Origin of the sequence: Thermoactinomyces sp. CICC 23799 (assembly GCF_016055145.1) — a bacterium.
Taxonomy (GTDB): domain Bacteria; phylum Bacillota; class Bacilli; order Thermoactinomycetales; family Thermoactinomycetaceae; genus Thermoactinomyces; species Thermoactinomyces intermedius.
Map to the genome: position 1 here is coordinate 74,621 of NZ_JAECVV010000010.1, position 21,194 is coordinate 95,814.

The window sequence follows — 21,194 nt, forward strand, 5'->3', positions numbered from 1 at the left end:
ATGTTTTTTGCACAAAAAAAGGGCGGGTTCCCTCTCATCCGTATTTTTGCAGATAATGCGTCATCGCCATTAAAGGCCACACATACGGATAGCTGTGGTAATACACATAAAACTGCCCGGAAAGGCCCGTTCCCGCCGGATAAGACCATTCTTTCCCGCGTTTTTCCATCATTTTCAACAAACAAGCCATCCCCTTTTCAATCGCCGGTGTCGGATGGTCATGGTAGGCGATCAAAGCATCCAGTGCCCAAGCCGTTTGCACCGGAGTCGAAAACGAAAGGGGAACAAACCGGTCCTCCACGTCACTGTAACAAGATTCTCCCCATCCTCCGTCCGGACGTTGTTTGGAGAGTAAAAACCGGATCCCTTTTTGCACGGAAACATGGGTTTCGGGCACTCCCACCGCAGCCAAACCTTTCAGAGCCGCCCAGGTTCCATATATATGGGAAACACCCCACCGGCCAAACCAGGAACCGTCGGAATTTTGGTGGTGATAAAGCCAACTCCATGCCCGCCTGACTTCGGGACGGTCAATGGTCCAGCCAAGCTCCGATCCCAAAAAATACATCACGCGTCCGGTCAGATCCGCAGTCGACGGATCGCCCCAAACTCTTTTTTCATTGCGGGTGGGCAACAATTTGAGCCACATCTTGTTCGTGTTTCGTTCAAAAGCAGGCCATCCTCCATCCCGGTTTTGCATGCTCAACAACCATTGCAATCCGCGTTTCCATTCATCCTGCGCCCATCCTCCCCGGACGGCCGGAGCAATCGCATGCAAACATTGAACCGTATCATCCACATCCGGATTGATCGTGTTGGTGTCGGAAAATCCCCATCCGCCTGGAATCGCATAACGATTCTTCAAACACCAATCTCCCCACGATGTATGCTGTTTGCGCAAAAGATAATTTCTTCCTTTCTGTATCACGCCATGCCCCGGCGAAAGGCCCGCTTTTTGCAATGCAGTCATCACCAGGGAAGTGTCCCAAACCGTCGAAGCAGCTTCCTGCAAATGAGCGCCTTCCGAAAGAGGGAAAATCATCCGGTCCAATCCTTCCATTGCCTTTTGGATCAACGGATGATCCGGCGGATATTTGAGGGACAACAAAGCAAAAATCATCAAAAAAGTGCTGGTCATATAACTGTACAACGTCCCGTCTTCTTCAATGCGGGAAAGCAAAAAGTTCTCCCCCCAGTAAAGAGCCCGTTGATGGACATTTTTCTTAAAAAACGGGGAATAAGCCGTTGTTTCCACCGCAGGAAGCAAATCCTCTTTGGTCCAAAAGTAATCCGGTTGCATGCGTTCCATATACGTCCGATAAGAAGAAGGCATCCAGTCTTCCACTTCCCGGTAACCTTTGAGATGAATGTAAAAATCCTGATCGGACGCCAGCATGACGGGGGCGATGTGAACACGCGCATATCCCACGAAATCAAAAAAATTGACAGGGCTGGCGGCTGGCAGCAGAAAAAACTCAACCGGCAGTTTGGTGATGCGCGACCAGCTCCGGTGACCCAATAAAGCCAAAACCACTTGCGTCAGGGAGCCTGCTTTCGTTTCCATGCCGCGGGAAAGCAGGAAGTCGCGCGCTCTTTTGAGCGAAGGATCATCGGTCGTTTTCACCCCGGAATACAGCAAGGCAAGGGAGGCATCCAGGGTGGCGGAAACATTCCCTTCCTTCTCATCGGGAAACACTTTCCAAGTTCCGGCGCCGGTTTGCCTGGCCAAGATGCGTTCCAAAACCGGCGCCAAAGTGCCGGGATCCGGACGCTTTAACACTTGATGCAACAGGACATAGTACGCGTCGGTCGCAATTCCGTTTTCAAAGCAAAACGGCCACGTTCCATCCGGGTTCTGTTTTTGGATCAACTCTTTTTTCAACCGGTGAATCATCGCTTGAACACGAAGAATCCATTGACTTTGCATCGCACTGCTCCTTCATTCCTGCTAGTTAAAACATATTCAGGGGGCGATGACAAATGACTAAAATTTGAGATTGGAATTTTCCATGACATTTTCCTGATTTTAGAGTAAAAATCTATTCGGTTTCCTGATAGAATAGAGATTACGATCAACATCGATTGCAGGAGGAAGGTTCGTGATGAAACGGATCAACAATGTGATGGTTCCGGTGGGCAAAAACTTAAAAGCGGTTGACAAAGAACGGCAGTTAAAGCTCCTGCTTCAATTTCCGCTGGTCGAAGAATTCAGGAAGCAACATCCTGAACTTCCGACAGAAGTTTATCAGCGTTCTTTCTCCTTCCTTCAGCAATTTGTGATGGAACGTTCCAATTGCCAACAATGTCCGGGACTGGACCGATGCCCCAACATGATGAAAGGACATTACCCGGAATTGGATGAATATGGAGGTTATCTGGACCTGACCATGCATGAATGCAGCAAATGGAAAGCGGAAAAACAAAAATCGCTGATTCAAAGCCATTACATCTCCAAAGAAATTCAACAATCGACGTTTGAGCGGATTGACTACGACCACCCGGAACGGAACAAAGCCATTTTGACCGCCATGGATTACTGCATCAGCTTCAAAGAATCCCCTCTTTCTTACGGCCTTTATTTATACGGGGCGTTTGGAGTGGGCAAAAGCTATATCGCCGGCGCGATCACCAATGAATTGGCCAAGCACAACATCTCTTCGATCATGGTTCATTTCCCCGCCTTGGTTGAAGAATTGAAAGCATCCATCGCCGATAATCAAATCAGCCGCAAAATCGAGGCATTAAAAACCACACAAGTCCTGATCCTGGACGATATCGGCGCCGAATCTTTGACTCCCTGGCTGAGGGACGAAGTGCTTTCCGTCATTTTACAAAGACGGATGACGGACCAACGACCGACCATCTATACATCCAACATGACATTGGATGAGCTGGAAGAACACTTCAGCTATACGGCAAAAGGCGGATGGGAAATTTTAAAAGCCAAGCGGTTGATGGAACGAATTCGTCCTTTTGTGCAACCGGTGTTGGTTCAAGGACGAAACCGGCGCTATCCCGCTGAATGAAAAACCTTCATCAAAAAACCCCCTTCCCGCGAGAAGGAGCTTTCTGATGAAGGTCATAACAAAGAACGGAGCCATATTTCCGTCATGAATGCCCAAATCAGCCCTTTGGTCGACATCATCAACAACCGCTGGTGTTCCAGGCATTCTTTCAGCCGTTCACAATGGATGATTCCCCAATCCGCCAAAATCGAATCTTCATCCAGCAATTCTTTGACTTGTTCACGGTGTTTCAGCAAAAAACGGGCCTCCATCGGCAACACCCGGTACTGCCGGGGCACATAGGCAATCACCTCGCCCGGCAGCCAATCAAAAAACGCCTGCCTCAAAACCGGTTTTTCGATCCATTGCCCCCCGCGAAACAGCACTTTCATCTCAGAAGGCAGGGAAATTGCGATTTCCATCAGCTTCCTGCTGACAAAGGGAAACAACATGTTCATTTGATGCGGGGACAATTGATGCAACTGAATGAGGGATTCCTTGTCCCGGTTTAATGAATACCCCATCGCTTGCCGGGCACTGGTTTTTTCTTTCAGCGAGCCCAGATAATTTTTGGCTTCTTTTGCCGCCTTGTCGGTAAAAAAAAGCGGAATCGGAATGTTTTCCGGATGATCGGCCCACGTCGGGCGAAGCATTCCCAGCTTCTCCATCAACCGTCTGGATAACGTTTTGTTCCATATCCGCTTGGAAAAACGTCCGGTTCCGTCATACCCGAAAATATAGTCTCCAAAATACCCGGAAGCAAGCAGGTTGATCCCGTCCTTTTGGCTTTGCCTGCGGGCTTCTTTGATCATCAGGTAATCCAGGCCTGGATACGGCAAATAAAATTGGTTGGCGTCTTTTGTTAACGCCTTCAAATCCCCCGGTTCAAGGATGATGAGCGGGACATTCGCCAAGCGGGTCACCTTTTCCGCACTGATCCGGACCTTGGACTTTTCCCCGCGCCATCCCCAATGATAAGCAACGACCGGGATCTGGCAGGATTTCAACAACATGAGAATCGCCGCGGAATCAATGCCTCCACTCAGCAAAACCCCCACCCGGTCGGCCGGTTCGACCCGGTCCTGAATCGTTTGGGTCAGGATTTCGATCACCAAATCCGCCGCTTTGTCCCATTTTAACTTGGCATAATCCGGCCGGGGACGCAATTGGTCAAACAGGGTCATCTCTTCATTCTCCCGGTGAACGCGGATCATGTACCCGGCCGGTAGCTTTTTGATGTCCCGAAAATAAGTCTGGGATGGCTCCTGGCCTTCCGCAAAACAGGACCCCACCAATTCTTCCTTTTTCACTTTGGACAAATGGGGGCGATCTTCTCCCAACACCTGTTCAATCCGGGTGGACCAAAAAATCTGCCGCTTGGTCCGGCGCAGATAAAGGGAATATTTACACAACAAACTGCGGTAAATCAATCCGGCTTTTTCTTTCCTTTCAAAATAAACGACTATAAAAGCGCCGTCGATTTGTTTTAAAAAACCGGTCCCTTCTTTCAACAATGTTTTGAACTCTTTTTTGGCCTCATGCCAGTTGTTGTTTTGAATCAGCTTCATCAAAGGTTCCAACTTGGGCGGATAACCCCAGACCTCACCGTAAAATTGGAAAAAACTCTGAAAAAAACCGAAATCAATGAACCCCTGGATCGGATCAAATTTTCTCAATGGACGTCAAACCTTTCCGGAATACGCTTAATTTCTCGAAAATGCCATTCAACTTCCCATGATTCATTCAGGGGAACGTGCCGGAGCTCAACCCAGACATGCAAATTTTCAATCACATGGTCGTCATTTTTTTCCCCCAACACCATTTGTGCCGGAATCCCCAACTTTTTAAGGGATGCACACAACGACAGGGAACGGAGGAAAGAATCAATTTTCCCTGCATTCAACAGGGACACCACAAATTGCGACCAGACCATCACCCGCCGGGCGTACAAAAATTCCGACAACGGGTTTTTAATGCGCACGGGATCTTTGCACCGGATCGACTTGAGCCGGTCCATGGCTTTGTTTAAACCGTAAATCCGGTAAATCAAAAGCATCCAAACCGAAGTCACAATCACCCGGAGCAACCGCCTGAACGGTAACGGAGGAACTTTGGCTGCCCGGTCCTTGGCAAATAAAAGAACAAAATACAGATTCACCCAAAAAAGCCTCCAATCCATAAAAAAAGCACAGTATTCCCGAACCTCTACTGTACTTTGTCTCTCATTTATCACGATATCTGTCAACGGTTTGGCATGATTGAGCCATCACGAAAAATCCCCCGGCTAATTCCATTCTAATGCAAATTTTTACATCTTTCAATAAATAACTCCTCTTGGCGGACACTTGCGGCCATGGATGTTCAAAGTGTCCGGAAAAATGAAAGCGTCGCCTCCGGGAGGACGTGGAAGTCCTTTCCAGGGCAACGCTTCAGCTTTGTTGAGGTGTAAACAGGTTCTCTCTCATTTTTTCCGCCGCGCATCCTTGTCTTTGATGGTTCTATGAAATGACGTGCCATCGCACAAGCACGAGAACTTTTACAGTCCAAGCATATGATAAAATCATTACGTGCCAAAAATGTCAAAGGAGCGTCCGGTAATGATTTTTTTGCCGTCTTCCATTTCCACTTGAATGACATCCATTAACGGAAGTTGAATTTCCAGCCCGTCCCCCGTCGACAATTTCACCATTTTGATGCGGTGCTCCGGCTTGTGCTCCACGTAACAAATCACACGGATTTCTTCTTTTTCCTGGAAATTGGTTTCATCTCGCAAATATTCGATTTGCGAACGTTGTCTCAATTCCGACAAAAAAGGTCCGACCTTTTCCTTTTGGCCTTCAACCTGCACCTTCAACATAAGCAACTCCTCCCAAAATTTTGCGGTGTTTCAACCACTGAAACCAATCGGCATCTTTCTGACTATAGTTTATAAATCTATTTCATACATTGCAAATCGATACAAAATTACTAATAAAAGAAGGAATTTTGCAGATTTGTGCCAAACTAGATAAATAAATAAAAATAGAGCAAAAATGTTCACCCGGATTTTGCATATTTGCATGAAAAGCAACAAAAAAACAACCGAAAATAAACAAAAATTTTTTTATTTGCGGAGGTGAGTTCGTTGCTCCCTCTTGACCATGAGAATGCGGGGCGTGTCATTCGGAAAAGGCGGAAGGATTTGGGGCTCAGGCAAAGTGATTTGGTGGATAACATGATCAAACTCCATACCATCCGCAAAGTCGAAAAAGGCGAAGTGGTGAATGAGGATATATATCTGCATATATGCAACAAGCTGGATTTGGACATCAAACAGTTATCCAAGTCTTATGATGACGAGAAGGAACGCGAAGAACAATTGAAATTCAAATTATTCGCGATCGAGCATGACATTGACATGGCGGGTCCGGACAAAGGTTTGAAAGAACTCAGGAAAACCGAGATCGACAAAAACTCCCCCTTTCTTCCCACATACCTCTTTTTAAAAGGAAAATGCATTGCCCGAAAAAAACATTGGAAAAAGGCACAGGCACAATTTTTGAAAACATTGAGCACGCTGAAACAGTATCCCGATTGGAAATCAACCAACGTGCAAGCCGCAACCTACAATGAACTGGGCCGTTGTTGTTATTATTTGAACAATATTGAACAAGCCCTCCATTATATTGAAAAAGGTTTGGAATCCTACGATCCCTCCGGTGACCGCGAATATGTCGTATACCATTTAAAAATGAGCAAAGTGATCTACCTTGAAAAATTAAACCGGAATGAAGATGCTTTCCGTACTTTGGAAGATATGTGGAAAGAAGTCGACAAAATCGAGAGCATCGAGATCCGCAGCAGTATGTATGAGGTGCACGCCACCTTGCTCAGCAAACAGGAACTGCATGAAAAGGCGATCGAATATGCCACCAAAGGCCTGCATCTGGCCCGTGTGGACCAAAACGTGGACCGCGCGTTTGAGCTCTGGACGGCACTCGGGGATTGCTATCAAAACATGGGGGATTATTACAAAGCAGAAGTTGCATTTCGCACAGCATTAAAATTAGAAAAAAAAATCGGAAAAAAAAATATGTTGGTATCTACCTATACCAAACTAGGTATGCTATACTTAAAAACAAAAAAAATCCCCTTCGCACAAAAAGCTTTGCAGAATGCCGTACAAACGGGACAAAAAACGAACGATGCTTTAAAATACTGCAATGCTCTCATCGCTTTGGGCGATTGCTACATGCGCCAAAACAAAAACGGCGATGCACGCAAATGCCTGCAAAAAGCACTCACGATCTCCGAAAAACACGCACTCAAAATCCTGGAACCGGAAATACTCGTCAAACTTGCAAAATGTTGCGAAGAGGAAGACCCTGTCACTTATGAAAAATATAAAAACAGATTTTTTCAAACTTACTGCCAATTACTTGAAAAAGGCGAGGGAAAATTGTAACCCCTTTCCCTTCCCTTGTCTTGGAAAGGAGGGATCCGGATGAAACGCCTTTTCGGCGGAGAACCGCCTGCTGTTTGATCGTACTTTTCCAATCCAATCTTAATGAAGGGAGTTTACACTATGACTTTTCTCTTTGACGGAGAACCGCCTGCCGTTTAATTCCAAACCAAGCCATCTTTTCTTTTTGCCTGAATGATCATAAAATTCGTGCAGCCATTTTGGGGGAATGGCTGCTTTTTTTATTTGATCTTTATAGAAAGTTTATATTAATTTTACAGAATTGTCAATGTTCCCTGCCCTTTCCAAGACCGGATTGGAAAAGCATCGTTCATAATATTATTCGTAACCCGTTTCTGTTTTGTATCCCTTCTCTTCCACTTTTTTGAGAAATTTGCCATAGTCTTTTCGATTGAATTCACCACAGGCATTCAGTATGATAAAATCATTGCTTGATCATAGGGAAGGGAAGTACCATGTTGAAAAAAACACTGCTGATTGTTTGCACACTCCTTCTGGCATCCGGTTGTTCAGTCATCACCGATTACCAGCTTTCACACCAACTGGTTGAATCGATCGAACAGTTGGTTGTGAAACACAATGACACTGAACATACGCGGAACAAGATGGAAACGTATTATAAAAACATGGAAAAAAGCATGAACCAATTTCAACGCAGCATTCAAGAAACGGGAAAAGCGGACCCCAATGAGTTAAAAGCGCTCTTAAGCGATATGGACCAAGTGATTGCTGAACTTCACAACTATCAGACAGAAGAAGAAAAAGTCCTGAAACAACTGGACCAATTGATGAAAAAAGCGGAAGAAATATCCGGTGACAATGGTCCGTTGGCAAAGGAAACCTTAAATCTGTTTCAACAGCTGGTTCAGCGTGAATCCAGACTGGCCGAAGTGAATATCGGGATTTTGACGGCGAATAAAAATTACTACACCGCCATCGCCAAGAAAAAAACGCCTCCCAAAGACCAATTTGAATCATTAAATCAGGAAAGAAAGAAATTGGAGAAAGAAACGGAAACACTCATTCAGAAGTTTAATCAGTCTTGGGGCCGCTTCAGCGAAGAAGTTACGGGCCAGCCTTTGAATAAAAGCAACAGCAAACCATCCTTATAAGCCGTTTTGCCTGCCTTTTCTCTCCACGATGCAGAGAAAAGGCTTTTTTTGTATGCGGGTGGGTATCCTTTTGTCATCGGTCCTCCCTTTTTGACACAGCAAAAAGGGACCGGTCGGCTGTGACGGTCCCTTTCCCCTTTCAACCCTTGCATGCAACCAGGTTTTTAAACCTTGACAATCTGTTTTCCCAGGTTCTCTCCGCGAAACAGTCCCAAAAAGGCATCGACGGTGTTTTCAAATCCTTCCACGATGTTTTCTTTATATTTCAACCGGCCGGCATTTACCCATTCCGCCAACTGCTTTAACGCTTCATCAAATTTGTCGGCGTAATCGGAAACGATAAATCCTTTCATCAAAGCGCTTTTAATCAGCAATTGCGGCTGGATTCTCGGCCCGATGTCCGGTTTTTCGAGATTATACAGGGAGATTTGTCCACAGAGCGGAATCCGGGCCTGATGATTCAATAATAAAAGGACTGCATCGGAAATGCTTCCGCCCACGTTGTCAAAATAGATGTCCACCCCGTCGGGACAAGCTTTTGTCAGTTCTTCCCGGATGGAGTCCGTCTTTTTATAATTAATCGCGGCATCAAAACCCAACTCGTTCTTCAAAAATTCCACTTTCGCCTCGGAACCGGCGATCCCGACCACCCGGCAACCTTTGATCTTGGCAATTTGCCCCACGGTCATACCGACGGCTCCAGCGGCACCGGAGACCACAACCGTTTCCCCTTCCTTGGGCTGCCCGATTTCCATCAGTCCAACATAAGCGGTGAGCCCCGGCATGCCCAAAACACCGAGAGCGGTGGAAACCGGAGCCAGATCAGGATTCACCTTGGTCAATTCATCTTCCCCGGCCACGGCAAATTTCTGCCAACCGTAATTGCCGAGGACAATCTCTCCTTCATCAAACAGTTTGGATTCCGATGCAATCACCTCACCGACCACCCCGCCGGTAATCACTTCATTGAGCCGGTAAGGAGGAACATATGATTTTTGATCGTTCATTCTCCCGCGCATGTAAGGATCGACGGACAGATATAACGTCTTGACCAGAACCTCACCACTTGACGGTTGAGGAATCTCTTCTTCCACCCATTCAAAATCTTCAGGCACCGGCATTCCTTGTGGACGTCTGGCCAGCAAAATTTTTTGGTTTCTCTCTTTCCCCACGGATAACTCCCCCTTCATTCGACATTCAATAACGATATTATTCCCGCAACCTGTTTCATTCAAACGGATTTTCAAATAAAATGAACATGAGAAGGGATGTGATGGCCGCAATGAAGCCGATTCGTTGTCTTGAGTGCTACAAACAGCGTCCGGGCGGGCGTTGTGACTTTTGCCCGCTGCACCGGAAAAACCGCGACAAGTATCAAGCATTGGGAAACGGGTGGTATTTGCTGAAAGAAGAGAAGCAACCGGTTGAATCAGATCACCTCTCTTCTCGCAAATCCCCACCAAGCCAAGAAAACAAACAAGACATAGTGAACCGCAAGCATCGCCAATGAGAAGCCCAAAGTCATCCCGTCAAACGCCGGGAATCCCCCAAAAAGATAAGTCGCCAAATCCAGATTCGCAAAGAGCAGATACTTTCCCCATTGGACATCAAATTCGCGGAGCAATTCCACCCAAAAATACCCGGTGAAATAAAGAAACAGGGTGAATCCGATGGACAGCGAATTTTTGACGGTCAAAGCCGAAATCGCAAAAGCCATGGTCACCATCATCACCATTTCCACCCATTTGCATCCGTAGATCACCAGGGCACGCGCCAAAAGCATCCCCGAATCTTCCCGGACAGGCGAACCGAAAAAAACCCATCCATACAAGGCGGAAGTCCCCGCCAGCACCAAAACCCCTGCCAGCAATAAAAGCAAAACCGAGGCATACTTGGACAACAAGATTTTTAAGCGGGAGACCGGACGAATCCAAAGATACGTGATCGTCCCCCAGGTATATTCACTGCTGACAGCATCCGCGGCAATGATCAAAGCAAACAGTTCCACCACCGGCAAAAGAACCGTGTTCGTCAGAAAGAATCCCCAGACATCTTCCTTGATGCCGCTTACGGATTGCAAAAACAAACAGACATACGCCATGACAAATCCGGCAAGCAAAAGAATCATAAAGAAAACCGATGTGCGGGTCCTCAGAAAAATTTTCATCAACTCATTATGTACAAGCCGGTTCCAGTGGACCATCCGTTTCACCTTCAATCATTTCCAAATCCTGATCTTCCATGGTCTGATGAACCACCCCGATTCCGTAAACTTGGACTCCTTGTTTCATTAATTCGGCGTTGAACTCCGGAATTTGTCCTTTTTTTAACATGATTTCAAATCCCTTGGGAAGAGGCACAAACTCCTTGTCCCAATTCAATGCTTTTAAGGCGGTTTTCACGTTTTCCAACGAGTCCACTTCAAAACGGACCCAACCTGCCTCCGCTGACCACCACACATTTTCCCGCATTTATCACCGCAAACCGGTCACACATCATCTGCATTTCCGGCAACAAGTGGCCGGATATGAGCACCGCCGTTTTTTGTTCCTTTGCCAACTTGCCCAAGAAATCGCGCAATTGGCGGATTCCTTGGGAATCAAGCCCGTTGGCCGGCTCATCCAAAATCAACAAGCGGGGCTTGGAAAGAATCGCCTGTGCCAGTCCCAAACGTTGTTGCATGCCCGGGGAACAGGTGTGTACCGGATCATGAATAAAATCGCCAAGATCCAGGAAAGCGGTTACTTCATCGATCCGCTCTTTATCCACATCCGGCATCATCCGCGCAAAAAGGCGCAGATTTTGATACCCGGTTAAAAAGGGATAAAACTTCGGACGTTCCACAATGGCGCCGACCGGCCGGATCGCCTTTTGAAATTGGGTGCGGACCGAATACCCGTCAATGAACACATCTCCCTGATCCAACTTCATCAAACCGACAATCAACCGGATCAACGTGGTTTTTCCCGCACCGTTTCTGCCAAGCAGGCCGAACACCTCACCAGGGTAAACGTCAAAAGAAACCTGGTCAATCACCTTTTGTTTTGCAATCGATTTGGATATATTTTTGATCTCAAGTATCGGCTGCCGGTCCATTTTTCTCTCTCCTTCATCCAACGGCCTTGTCTTTCAAATTGTAACAAAACCGCACAAGGTGACAAGGAAACGTTTGATGAACGAACCAAACAAAAACACCGCTCCCAAAGGAACGGTGCCGGATGAAAAAAATTTGCCCGCTTATCTTTCCAACACCGGGTAACAGCTTTTCAACTCAGAAATGCCATCCTGTTGATGGATGGAGGCAAGTACCCGGTTTAAATCGGCTTTGACCGCTTCATGCGTCACCAAAATAATTTCCGCACGGTAACCTCCGTTATAAGGTTTTTGGATCACTTGCTCCATGGAAATGTGGTTTTCCGCAAACAGTTGAGTCAGCCGGGCAAGCACTCCCCGCTCATCGGCCACCACCAACCGCAAGAAATATTTGGATCCTTTCTCCCGGTCGGTTTTTAAACGTTTGGTTTCATACGGCGCCACCATTCTTTGCCCGTTAACGCCCAGTTTCATATTCCGGATAATCGTCACAAGATCGGACACCACGGATGTCGCCGTCGGCAAAGAACCTGCCCCGGGACCGTAAAACATGGTTTCCCCGACCGCTTCCCCTTCAATCAAAATGGCATTATTCACCCCGTCGATGGAAGCAAGCGGATGTTTTCGGGACAAGAATGTCGGTTGAACGCTCACTTCGACCTTCTCGTCGTCCCGTTTGGCCAAACCCAGCAGTTTTAATTCATAACCCAGATCTTTGCCCAACTCGATATCCTCCATGGTGACTTGCGTAATCCCACGCACATCCACTTCGTCCGGATGGACGGCGATGTGGAAACCCAACGTGGACAAGATGGACATTTTATATGCCGCATCCCACCCGTTCACGTCGGAGGAAGGATCGGCTTCCGCATACCCCAGCTTTTGCGCCTCGGAGAGGGTGTTCTCAAAATTTGCTTTGTTTTGGCTCATCTTGGATAAAATGTAATTGGTCGTCCCGTTGACCACGCCCATGATCTTGTGGATCCGGTCGGAGGAAAAGCTGTCCATCAACGCCCGCAAAATGGGAATCCCGCCGGCCACACTGGCCTCGTAATATACATCGCACTGATTTTCCTGTGCCACCCGCAAAATCTCCGCCCCGTACAGAGCCATCAAATCCTTGTTCGCGGTAACCACATGTTTTTTCCTTTTCAGAGCCGTCAAAATATATTCCTTTGCCGGTTCAATGCCCCCCATCACTTCAATCACCACATCAATTTCCGGATTTTCAATCACTTCCTCCGGATGAAGGGTTATTTGATCCGGATTAACTTCCGTTTCCCTTTTTTTATGAAGGTCTTGCACAAGGACTTTATCAATTTCCACATGCAGTCCGGTTTCTTTATACAGATCCTGCTGATGATCCGAAATAATCCGCACAACCCCTTGTCCGACAGTACCCAGCCCCAAAAGACCCACTTTGACGGCTTGTCTTACCATATTCTCCCTCCCGCTTGATGAAAACAATGGACAAAAGACGTTTTTGTCTATTGCAGAAAGACATATGTTTTCTGTATGAAGACAGTATAACGAATTCCAAAAAAATTGGCAACCGATATGAAAAAGAAAAAAACAGAAGATGATGGTTTCTTTCTTAATATTGTCATTTTTTTCTCTTATAAATTTGATAAGATTACTATATACAAGATCATGAAAGCGTTTTTTCGGCATAAAGAGAGAACCGGCGAAGTCCTTGTCTATTTCCATAAGGAGGTTTTTCGCTTATGATGTTTAAAACCTTATTGGCCAAAATGGGGAAGGGCGGAGCACAGATGGACTTAATTCTGGAGAAGGATCAAGTCCATTTGGGAGATCAGGTAAAGGGAAAATTATTGATTCGCGGAGGCATCATCGATCAAGAAATTCACCAGATCGCGACCGATCTGATGATTCATATCCGGATGGAACAACAAGTGCATTCTTATTCCATTGCGACATTCCCGTTTCATTCTCCATGCTCTGTTCGTCCCTCGGAAGAAATCACGTTTCCTTTTTCTTTCCGACTGCCTTCAAACTTGCTCGTTTCCGGTTATACCGTCTCCTATCAGTTTGTCACCCGGCTGGAAGTGGGGACCGGTGAGAAACACACAAAAACCGATCCGGTCATCATCACCCCGCCCCGTTCCTTTCAACCTTTGTTAAATGCTTTGGAGCAATTGGGGTTCCATGAAAAATACGGCTCCCGCAGCTATGACGGAAAAATGCAAACGTTTGAATTCAACCCCACTTCTTTTTTGAAAAAGAAAGTACGAGAATTGGAAATGGCTGTTGCCATCGGAAAAGAAACTGTTTATATGTTGGTGCAACTGCCATCTTTGAAGGCTTGCCGGGAAATCAAGTTGAAACGCGAATGGTTCAATCAACCGGAGCGGCTGAAAAACTTTTTGCAGGCATCGTTATGGGAAATGGTGTATTATCCGGAGCAATGTCCACACAGCAAAGAAATGTTTTATAAAAAATACTGTTCACTCCCCGGGTCCATTGGCGCTTTTGCCGGAGAGTGGTCGGACCATTATGAACACCCGGATTGGGTTTTCAATCAAAAAAAGGCTTGACGAATCCATCGTCAAGCCTTTTTTGCAATCACGATTGCAACGGAGCTTCCTCCGCTTGATCTTCTTCATCCGGTTCCTTTTCATCCAGCGGAGAAACAATAATCCGGGATATGCGCAACTGATCCATCTCTTTGACGGTAAACACCCACTTGTCAAACGATACCTGATCCCCTTCCTCCGGCACTTTATCCAGTTCGGAGAAAAGCCAACCGCCGATGGTGTCATTATCCGGATCCTCGATTGAGATGTTGAAATGTTCATTGACATCCTCGATCAACAAGCTGGCATCAATCAATGTGTCTTCTCCGACTTTTTGGATCAGCGGCAGTTCGTTGTCAAATTCATCCTGGATTTCCCCAAAGATCTCTTCAATGATATCTTCGGTTGTCAACAATCCTGAGGTTCCGCCGTATTCATCCACAACAATCGCCATTTCCACGCGATTTTTTTGCAAGTTATGGAAAATATCCTTTAACTCCATGGTTTCCGGCACCACCACCACCGGGCGGATGATTTGGGAAATATCCGGTTTTTCCCCTTCTGCGATGTATTTATAAATATCACGGATGTGCACAATTCCTTTGATATCGTCTTTATCCTGACCGCAAACCGGGAAGCGGGTATGATGGGCCTCTTTAATGATTTCAAAATTTTCTTCAAACGAATTCCCTTCAAAAAGGCAAACCATTTTCACCCTTGGTACCATGACTTCCCTGGCGATTCTTTCCGTAAAGTCAAAAACGTTGTCAAACAACGTCAATTCAGTTTGGTCGATCACTCCGCTTTTATGGCTTTGCGCGATCAGCATCCGAATTTCTTCTTCCGTGTGCGCCTGCTGATCCGCTTTTCCGTCGACACCGATTATTTTCAAAGCCAAATTGGCTGAAGAGTTCAAAATAAAGATAAAAGGCTTAAACAAATTGTAAAACCAATTGAGCGGTGTTGCCGTCCATAAGGTTGTCTTCTCCGACATGCGGATGGCCAGGGATTTTGGAGCCATTTCACCCAAAACAATATGCATAAAGGTGATAATCAAAAATCCGATCACCGCGGCAATGGTATGAATGACCCAGCCGGGCATGCCGAAGTAAGCAAGCACCGGTTCAATCATTTTTGCAATGGCTGGCTCACCGACCCATCCCAATCCAAGCGAAGCCAGGGTGATTCCCAACTGCGTTCCTGACAAGTATGCATCCAAGTTCTTTACAACTTTTTTGGCTACCTGAGCACGGCGTCCTTTCATATTGGCAAGTTGCGTCGTCCGTACCTTGACAATGGCAAATTCTGCAGCAACAAAAAAGCCGTTTAAAAATACGAGAAAAAGCACCAGGATTAATTTCAATATAATACTTATCACTTCGTCCAAATCTTTTTCCCCCTATTAAACACCGCGAAAAATCATTGAAGTAAAAAGAAATCAAATCTTATTATAACGCATTTTTTCTCTTGGGCGTTGATCATTTGATGAAATCATAAACCGGGCAAATCGTCAAGATCAAAAGTGCCAGCAAGGTCAGGCAGTAGTCCCGTTTCTGCCGTTTCATCACCGGTGTCTTTTTCATTAAACCGTTGATCCTGACCTCCATCCATGCAGAGGAAAAGCCGGCCGACCCATGGATGGAAGACACGGGAGAAGATGGTTCCAAGATCTTCAAAAGCGCGGAAGCCAACGGTTTTAAACCGCATTGCCCGATGGCATGCTGGTCGGCAGCCAGTTCCTTTTCTAAATCATATTGTTTTGACCAGGTTCTGATTAATGGAAAATAAAAAAATGCGGCGGATGCACTTTTGGCAAACCATATTTTTAACGGATCCTTTTGTCTGCAGTGATAAACTTCATGTTCCAACACGGCTTTCAGCTCTTCCTCACGGAGTGCTTCCATCATGCCTTCGCTCACCACAACCTGCGGACGGAACCATCCGTACGCAAAGGCGAAAGGACGGGGATGTTTCACCACCTTAAACGGGACCGAGGTCTCCCTTTGCATCCGGTGAACCAGCGGGAAAAAGGCATCGGACTGCCATTTTAACAATTGGTTGATCTTGTGTTTTGTCCGGATCAGAATCGTTGCCGAACGAACGGAAAAAATCATCAGACTGAGGAAGAAAATCCCCTGCACCAGATCATGATGGATCCACCGGGACTCTCCAAAGAGCATGTCACAACAGCGATCCATCCAACCGGCCGCAAACCCGCTGAAGACGCTCCATCCCACGGTAAAGGCAAAAAGCTTTTGGAACGAACTCATTTTCGTTCCCCTTCCTCTAATTCGTTTAACAACTGTTTCAATTTTTTCAGTCCGTCCGGTGCGTTGCCCACCGCATCGACAAATTGGGCAATCGCAATATCCCCGAAATCATCCAAGATGCCCCGGATCGTATGGGAAGAAAAATGACGGATCAACTCTTCCGGCTGATGTCGCGCTTTGTAAAGATATCTCTTTCCCTTTTTCTTCCGGATCAACACGCTTTTTTGGTGAAGGCGGTTCATCACCGTCATAATGGTTGTATAAGCATATTGCTTTTGTGCCGGCAACTGATCCAACACCTCTTGCACGGTTTGCCAATCTTTTTGCCAAATAATTTTCAGGACTTCGAGTTCCAAAGGACCGAATAATTTGCTTAACATCTTGTGTTGTTCTTCTGTCATCATTGTCGTTTTCTCTCCTTCTTTCTTCATTGTAGCAGCCACGGCCCTTCCGGTGGAGAAATTCCATTAAAAAAAGAACTCCGTCCAACCGGAGTTCTTTTCTTTCAACCATTTCTGTCAATGATGCCCCATATGTTCGCCGTGCCCGGTGTTTTCCGGCATGGGCATATGCCCATCATGTCCGGACCCGCCGTTTTCGGGCACAATTTCCAGCAAACGGTCGATTTTCCCTTGAACCGCAAACGGAACAGATTTTTCGGAACCGATCAGATAGGCGTGATTGTAAGGTCCTTCGGTCGGTTCCTTCTCATACTTGGGCTGAAGCGATGTTAAATATTGTTGCAGTGCCGCGGATAAATCGTTCCCCTCCAAAACAAGCATGGGGGCATGTTTTCCAAGATGGGCAAACGAAGCCGAAGCAATGGCGGTGTCCAATGAACCGCTCTTGACAAAGGTCAAGCCATGCCCGGGTTCGGTCACTCCCCAGCCAAATCCGGTTTTTTCATCTTTGAATTTGGCAAAGGCAATCGCATTTTCTTCCGGAACATCTCCTGCAATCCGGACCACTTCCCCATAGGACTGCAATTCTTTTTCCACTTTGGGGGAAATCACTTGTTCCGGCCCCAGCAAATATATTTTTGCTTGCCCCTTCCGTTGTTGAAGTGCCTGCCGGGTGGCTTCCGGAACCGCATCTTTGCTGACATAAAGCAACGGCTCGGGCATATGGGCGATCCAGCCGGCTGCCGGCAAAGTGTAGTCAAGCCGGTCGACCGAACCGACAATCACGTTTTTAGGATACTCTCCCCCGTTTACTTTTGCATAGTAAGCGTCCAGCTGCCGGACCATTTCAGCAGGATCTTCCCCGTGAATGACATCCACTTTGTACCCTGCATCCGTGATTTGTTTTTTGGCCTTGGGAGCAAAAGAACCGATCATGATCACTTGGGTTCCCTGATTCATCGAACTTCCGGCCGGCTGAAGCCGCTTGATTTCATCCAGCGTCTCTTGCGGGATCTGATCTTTTTTGGCATACAACAGCGGCCCGTTATTCGGATGATGCACCAGAGTGACCGACGGCAAATTGAGTTTGGTTTTGCCGGCTTCTGCAATCAATACCGTTCCCGGCCGGTTTTGCGCATCCGTGGACGGCCAAATCATCCGGGAAATCAGAACCGCAGCCTTGACCGGATCATCCTCATTCACCCGCGTCACATTCTTGGTTTGCAGCACCCATTGTCCGGCGCCTTCCGGCCGGTCCGGTTCCTGCCCCCGGGAACCGCAACCGGCCATCAGCATCGCCACGGCCAGGATCGCCATCCATACCATCCGTCTTCTCCTCATTTTCTCTCCCCTTTTTACAGTCGAAACATTTTATACTACATCATTGTAGTAGTTTGACGGGGATGATTCAACAAAAAAGACGCCCCCTTCGGGACATCTTCGGTCAGGAACTGGAAAACGAAAAATATTTTTTATATTTGCGATGGCGGTAACGGTCCGATGATGAAAAAAACGGAGACGAATAACGGCGACGGCGCGGATATGAACTTGAATACTTGTGGTGGCGCGGGTAAGAACTCGAATACTTGTAACGGCGCGGGTAAGAGCTGGAATATTTACGCCGGCGGCGGTGCTTGTGCCGGGATGAGGAAAAGAGGCTGCCGAACAATCCGCAGTGATATTGCAAGCATTCCAGTTCCTCCGCGATGCGGGACCGGTAAGCCTCTTTGTCCCCGGCAAAAAAGAAACGCCCTGTATCAATCACCCGGATCCGGTTGGTATCCATGTCCAACATCAAATTGTTCAGATGGAGGTCAGACGGGATGATACCTTCGTCATAACAATCCTCCACAATTTCCTCGATCTGCGCGTAAGTCCGGCTGTCCAGCTTTTCTCCGGACCGGACGGCTTCCGCCAGTGTGAATCCGTCCACTTTCTCCACCACCATCCACCGCTTTCCATGATCGATGTAATGAAATGCCGGGAATGCGGGATGACCGTTTAAACCGCTCAATGTTTTGTAATCATCATTCTCGCTGTAATTTTCTTTATACACTTTGACTGCAAATCCGTCATAATCATATACTTTTCCGCTCAGCCCTTCTCCAAGCAGGGGATACTCCCCGATCTTTCCGCTTTCAATCAACGCCGCCAAATATCGGATGGTTCCTTCATCCGTTGCAAAATGCTGTTTCCGGGTCACCAACATTTCCTCCTCCGTGTTTTCTACCTGAGTATTTCTCGTTTCTTCCACGAAATAAACCTCTTTCGCCCCTTAAATATGAACAAACGATGAACACAAGCAGTTGCCAAACAAAAGCGTTCACCGGAAAACTTCCCTTAATGAAAGGGGTCTCCGGCGAACGCTTCAGGAGAATAAATGCCGCTCTTGAAATTCTTTTTCAATTTCTACCGCCAACCGCTTCCAATAATGATTTACTTTTTGATCCATTCTTCTTTTGAATAAGGTATAAAGAATGCCATTCAACCAATTCCGTTTCTTGGTTCTTTGAGTAATGACCGTGAGCCGGGTTCCTGCTTCCACCCGTTTGAGGCGGTAGGTATGGGTCAGGTCTTCCTCTTCCGTGGAAACAGTTGTCTCTAATAAAGAAGGAGGAGCATATTCGGTAATTTTCATTTGGATGGTTTCCGGTCCGGCCGGTTTTTCGTAAGTGATCCTGAACACTCCCCCCACTTCCGGCTCCATCTCCACCTCCAACACATCCTGATGGGCCCGGCGGCGGATTCTTTCATTCGTTAACTTGGAAAAGCAAAACTCCGGCGGTGCCTGAACATAAAAAACGGACACATGTTCAACGTTGATGGTATCTTTATATCTTTGTTTCAGTGGTTTCATGATGTTTCCCCTTATTCCTGATCTAATCTTATTTTACTGGAATTTTTCCGCTGTCGATGGAGAAAAATATGTTTGATTTCCGTCCGCTTCACTCTGCCTGTTTTTGTCCACTGTGAGTAAACATTTTTGTGAAAATATGATAAATTAGTATCAGAAACATTGATATAAAAAGACCGACGCACCCTGATATGTCCTTGTCATGCGGACATATGTGTTCGTGCTCAAGAAAACACGGATGGCGCAAGGAGGAGTTGCCATGGCAAGCAAAACATTAGACCAGTTTTTACATGACAACTTGGAGGATTTAAAAAGCCGGGGTCTTTACAACGTGATTGATCCGCTGGAAAGCCCCAACGGACCCGTGATCGAAATCGACGGCCGGGAATTGATCAATCTTTCTTCCAACAACTATTTGGGTTTGGCGACAGACGAACGCCTGAAAGAAGCGGCATTGGAAGCGGTTCAAAAATACGGCGTCGGCGCCGGTGCCGTTCGTACCATCAACGGAACCCTGAGTCTTCATGTTCAGTTGGAAGAAAAACTTGCTGAATTTAAGAATACAGAAGCGGCAATCGCTTATCAATCCGGCTTTAATTGCAATATGGCCGCAATTTCTGCCGTGATGGATAAAAATGATGCCATCTTGTCCGACGAACTGAACCATGCATCCATTATCGACGGTTGCCGCCTTTCCAAAGCAAAAATCATCCGCTTCAATCACTCCGACATGGATGATTTGTATGCCAAAGCCAAAGAAGCCAAAGAGTCGGGACAATACAAAAAAATCATGGTCATTACGGACGGCGTTTTCTCCATGGACGGCGATATCGCCAAACTTCCGGAGATTGTGGAAATCGCCAACCGTTTTGACCTGATCACCTATGTCGACGATGCACACGGCTCGGGCGTTCTGGGAAAAGGGGCCGGCACGGTGAAACATTTCGGACTGTCCGATCAAGTGGATTTCCAAATCGGAACCTTGTCCAAGGCAATCGGTGTCGTCGGCGGTTATGTCGCGGGCAAAAAGCTTTTGATTGACTGGTTAAAAGTCCGCAGCCGTCCGTTCTTGTTCTCCACCGCACTGCCACCGGCCGATGTGGCGGCATGTATCAAAGCCATCGAGATTTTGATGAGCAGTACGGAACTGCATGACAAATTGTGGAGCAACGGGCGCTATCTGAAAAAAGGCTTGAAGGAACTGGGCTTTGATATCGGCGAAAGCGAAACCCCGATCACCCCTTGCATCATCGGGGATGAAGTGCTCACCCAGAAGTTCAGCCGGCGCTTGAATGAAGAAGGCGTTTATGCCAAAGCCATCGTTTTCCCCACGGTTCCAAGAGGAACCGGACGTGTCCGGAACATGCCGACGGCAGCCCATACCCAAGAGATGCTGGATCGCGTGCTCTCGATTTATGAAAAAGTGGGGAAAGAAATGGGCGTCATTTAATTTGACGAGTTGT

General features: G+C 46.8%; 20 protein-coding genes. 5 read left to right on the top strand and 15 right to left on the bottom strand.

Annotated features, from left to right (window positions below):
- Positions 1–34: 34 nt before the first annotated feature.
- A complete protein-coding gene (locus I8U21_RS13285) occupies positions 35–1,927 on the bottom strand; it encodes a terpene cyclase/mutase family protein (protein ID WP_198054071.1) in 1,893 nt (630 codons plus the stop codon).
- A 175-nt stretch (positions 1,928–2,102) separates the two neighbouring features.
- Between I8U21_RS13285 and dnaI the strand changes: the two genes are divergently transcribed.
- Positions 2,103–3,026 (top strand): primosomal protein DnaI, encoded by a 924-nt coding sequence (gene dnaI, locus I8U21_RS13290; RefSeq protein ID WP_181732511.1) that lies wholly within the window; start codon positions 2,103–2,105, stop codon positions 3,024–3,026.
- 53 nt (positions 3,027–3,079) lie between these two features.
- On the opposite strand, the gene I8U21_RS13295 is transcribed toward dnaI, so the two are convergent.
- The 3 genes from I8U21_RS13295 to I8U21_RS13305 all read right to left on the bottom strand — a co-directional run bounded on the left by I8U21_RS13295 (position 3,080) and on the right by I8U21_RS13305 (position 5,862).
- Complete coding sequence (locus I8U21_RS13295) at positions 3,080–4,681, bottom strand: asparagine synthase-related protein (RefSeq protein WP_181732512.1); 1,602 nt, start codon at positions 4,679–4,681, stop codon at positions 3,080–3,082.
- A complete protein-coding gene (locus I8U21_RS13300) occupies positions 4,678–5,163 on the bottom strand; it encodes a transglutaminase-like domain-containing protein (protein ID WP_181732513.1) in 486 nt (161 codons plus the stop codon). The genes I8U21_RS13295 and I8U21_RS13300 overlap by 4 nt, the downstream gene beginning before the upstream one ends.
- Before the next feature lie 405 nt (positions 5,164–5,568).
- On the bottom strand, positions 5,569–5,862 hold the full coding sequence (locus I8U21_RS13305) for a hypothetical protein (RefSeq protein WP_181732514.1): 294 nt from the start codon (positions 5,860–5,862) through the stop codon (positions 5,569–5,571).
- Between the two features lie 267 nt (positions 5,863–6,129).
- Here I8U21_RS13305 and I8U21_RS13310 point away from each other — a divergent pair, with 267 nt between their 5' ends.
- A complete protein-coding gene (locus I8U21_RS13310; protein ID WP_198054072.1) occupies positions 6,130–7,449 on the top strand; it encodes a helix-turn-helix domain-containing protein in 1,320 nt (439 codons plus the stop codon).
- A gap of 473 nt (positions 7,450–7,922) precedes the next feature.
- Positions 7,923–8,579 carry a hypothetical protein gene (locus tag I8U21_RS13315; protein WP_198054073.1) on the top strand — a complete coding sequence of 219 codons (657 nt, stop codon included), beginning with the start codon at positions 7,923–7,925 and terminating at the stop codon, positions 8,577–8,579.
- A gap of 164 nt (positions 8,580–8,743) precedes the next feature.
- Here the strand turns inward: I8U21_RS13315 and I8U21_RS13320 are convergent, their stop codons facing one another.
- The 5 genes from I8U21_RS13320 to I8U21_RS13335 all read right to left on the bottom strand — a co-directional run bounded on the left by I8U21_RS13320 (position 8,744) and on the right by I8U21_RS13335 (position 13,112).
- Complete coding sequence (locus I8U21_RS13320) at positions 8,744–9,769, bottom strand: NADP-dependent oxidoreductase (protein WP_198054074.1); 1,026 nt, start codon at positions 9,767–9,769, stop codon at positions 8,744–8,746.
- Between the two features lie 239 nt (positions 9,770–10,008).
- Positions 10,009–10,782: an ABC transporter permease gene (locus I8U21_RS13325; RefSeq protein WP_198054075.1), complete on the bottom strand. Its 774-nt coding sequence runs from the start codon at positions 10,780–10,782 to the stop codon at positions 10,009–10,011.
- Positions 10,754–10,990, bottom strand: coding sequence for a hypothetical protein (locus tag I8U21_RS15035; protein ID WP_232337664.1), 237 nt, complete (start codon positions 10,988–10,990; stop codon positions 10,754–10,756). Before I8U21_RS15035 ends, I8U21_RS13325 begins: the two co-directional genes overlap by 29 nt.
- Before the next feature lie 10 nt (positions 10,991–11,000).
- Entirely contained in the window at positions 11,001–11,675 is a 675-nt protein-coding gene (locus I8U21_RS13330) for an ABC transporter ATP-binding protein (protein WP_232337666.1), read from the bottom strand.
- Between the two features lie 141 nt (positions 11,676–11,816).
- Positions 11,817–13,112, bottom strand: a complete 1,296-nt coding sequence (locus tag I8U21_RS13335) for a homoserine dehydrogenase (protein ID WP_181732520.1) — start codon at positions 13,110–13,112, stop codon at positions 11,817–11,819.
- A gap of 284 nt (positions 13,113–13,396) precedes the next feature.
- On the opposite strand from I8U21_RS13335, the gene I8U21_RS13340 reads away from it, so the two are divergent.
- A complete protein-coding gene (locus I8U21_RS13340) occupies positions 13,397–14,227 on the top strand; it encodes a sporulation protein (RefSeq protein WP_181732521.1) in 831 nt (276 codons plus the stop codon).
- A gap of 28 nt (positions 14,228–14,255) precedes the next feature.
- On the opposite strand, the gene I8U21_RS13345 is transcribed toward I8U21_RS13340, so the two are convergent.
- The 6 genes from I8U21_RS13345 to I8U21_RS13370 form a co-directional block, all read right to left on the bottom strand.
- On the bottom strand, positions 14,256–15,584 hold the full coding sequence (locus I8U21_RS13345) for a hemolysin family protein (RefSeq protein WP_309544816.1): 1,329 nt from the start codon (positions 15,582–15,584) through the stop codon (positions 14,256–14,258).
- 100 nt (positions 15,585–15,684) lie between these two features.
- The gene (locus tag I8U21_RS13350) at positions 15,685–16,476 is read right to left on the bottom strand and encodes a M56 family metallopeptidase (RefSeq protein ID WP_198054076.1); all 792 of its coding nucleotides are present in this window, start codon (positions 16,474–16,476) and stop codon (positions 15,685–15,687) included.
- Positions 16,473–16,880: a BlaI/MecI/CopY family transcriptional regulator gene (locus I8U21_RS13355; RefSeq protein ID WP_232333888.1), complete on the bottom strand. Its 408-nt coding sequence runs from the start codon at positions 16,878–16,880 to the stop codon at positions 16,473–16,475. Before I8U21_RS13355 ends, I8U21_RS13350 begins: the two co-directional genes overlap by 4 nt.
- 114 nt (positions 16,881–16,994) lie before the next feature.
- Complete coding sequence (locus tag I8U21_RS13360) at positions 16,995–18,203, bottom strand: cell wall-binding repeat-containing protein (RefSeq protein WP_232337668.1); 1,209 nt, start codon at positions 18,201–18,203, stop codon at positions 16,995–16,997.
- Between the two features lie 118 nt (positions 18,204–18,321).
- Positions 18,322–19,131 carry a serine/threonine-protein kinase gene (locus I8U21_RS13365; protein WP_198054078.1) on the bottom strand — a complete coding sequence of 270 codons (810 nt, stop codon included), beginning with the start codon at positions 19,129–19,131 and terminating at the stop codon, positions 18,322–18,324.
- Positions 19,132–19,245: 114 nt separating this feature from the next.
- Entirely contained in the window at positions 19,246–19,734 is a 489-nt protein-coding gene (locus I8U21_RS13370; protein WP_181732526.1) for an SRPBCC family protein, read from the bottom strand.
- Positions 19,735–19,990: 256 nt separating this feature from the next.
- Here I8U21_RS13370 and I8U21_RS13375 point away from each other — a divergent pair, with 256 nt between their 5' ends.
- Entirely contained in the window at positions 19,991–21,181 is a 1,191-nt protein-coding gene (locus I8U21_RS13375; protein ID WP_198054079.1) for a glycine C-acetyltransferase, read from the top strand.
- The last annotated feature ends 13 nt before the right edge of the window (positions 21,182–21,194 follow it).

What these genes read in the sequence shown, in the direction of transcription:
- I8U21_RS13285 (WP_198054071.1), bottom strand. Translation starts at nt 1,927, where the DNA reads ATGCAAAGTCAATGGATTCTTCGTGTTCAAGCGATGATTCACCGGTTG.
- dnaI (WP_181732511.1), top strand. Translation starts at nt 2,103, where the DNA reads ATGAAACGGATCAACAATGTGATGGTTCCGGTGGGCAAAAACTTAAAA.
- I8U21_RS13305 (WP_181732514.1), bottom strand. Translation starts at nt 5,862, where the DNA reads ATGTTGAAGGTGCAGGTTGAAGGCCAAAAGGAAAAGGTCGGACCTTTT.
- I8U21_RS13315 (WP_198054073.1), top strand. Translation starts at nt 7,923, where the DNA reads ATGTTGAAAAAAACACTGCTGATTGTTTGCACACTCCTTCTGGCATCC.
- I8U21_RS13320 (WP_198054074.1), bottom strand. Translation starts at nt 9,769, where the DNA reads ATGAAGGGGGAGTTATCCGTGGGGAAAGAGAGAAACCAAAAAATTTTG.
- I8U21_RS13325 (WP_198054075.1), bottom strand. Translation starts at nt 10,782, where the DNA reads ATGGTCCACTGGAACCGGCTTGTACATAATGAGTTGATGAAAATTTTT.
- I8U21_RS13330 (WP_232337666.1), bottom strand. Translation starts at nt 11,675, where the DNA reads ATGGACCGGCAGCCGATACTTGAGATCAAAAATATATCCAAATCGATT.
- I8U21_RS13335 (WP_181732520.1), bottom strand. Translation starts at nt 13,112, where the DNA reads ATGGTAAGACAAGCCGTCAAAGTGGGTCTTTTGGGGCTGGGTACTGTC.
- I8U21_RS13340 (WP_181732521.1), top strand. Translation starts at nt 13,397, where the DNA reads ATGATGTTTAAAACCTTATTGGCCAAAATGGGGAAGGGCGGAGCACAG.
- I8U21_RS13350 (WP_198054076.1), bottom strand. Translation starts at nt 16,476, where the DNA reads ATGAGTTCGTTCCAAAAGCTTTTTGCCTTTACCGTGGGATGGAGCGTC.
- I8U21_RS13355 (WP_232333888.1), bottom strand. Translation starts at nt 16,880, where the DNA reads ATGATGACAGAAGAACAACACAAGATGTTAAGCAAATTATTCGGTCCT.
- I8U21_RS13360 (WP_232337668.1), bottom strand. Translation starts at nt 18,203, where the DNA reads ATGGTATGGATGGCGATCCTGGCCGTGGCGATGCTGATGGCCGGTTGC.
- I8U21_RS13370 (WP_181732526.1), bottom strand. Translation starts at nt 19,734, where the DNA reads ATGAAACCACTGAAACAAAGATATAAAGATACCATCAACGTTGAACAT.
- I8U21_RS13375 (WP_198054079.1), top strand. Translation starts at nt 19,991, where the DNA reads ATGGCAAGCAAAACATTAGACCAGTTTTTACATGACAACTTGGAGGAT.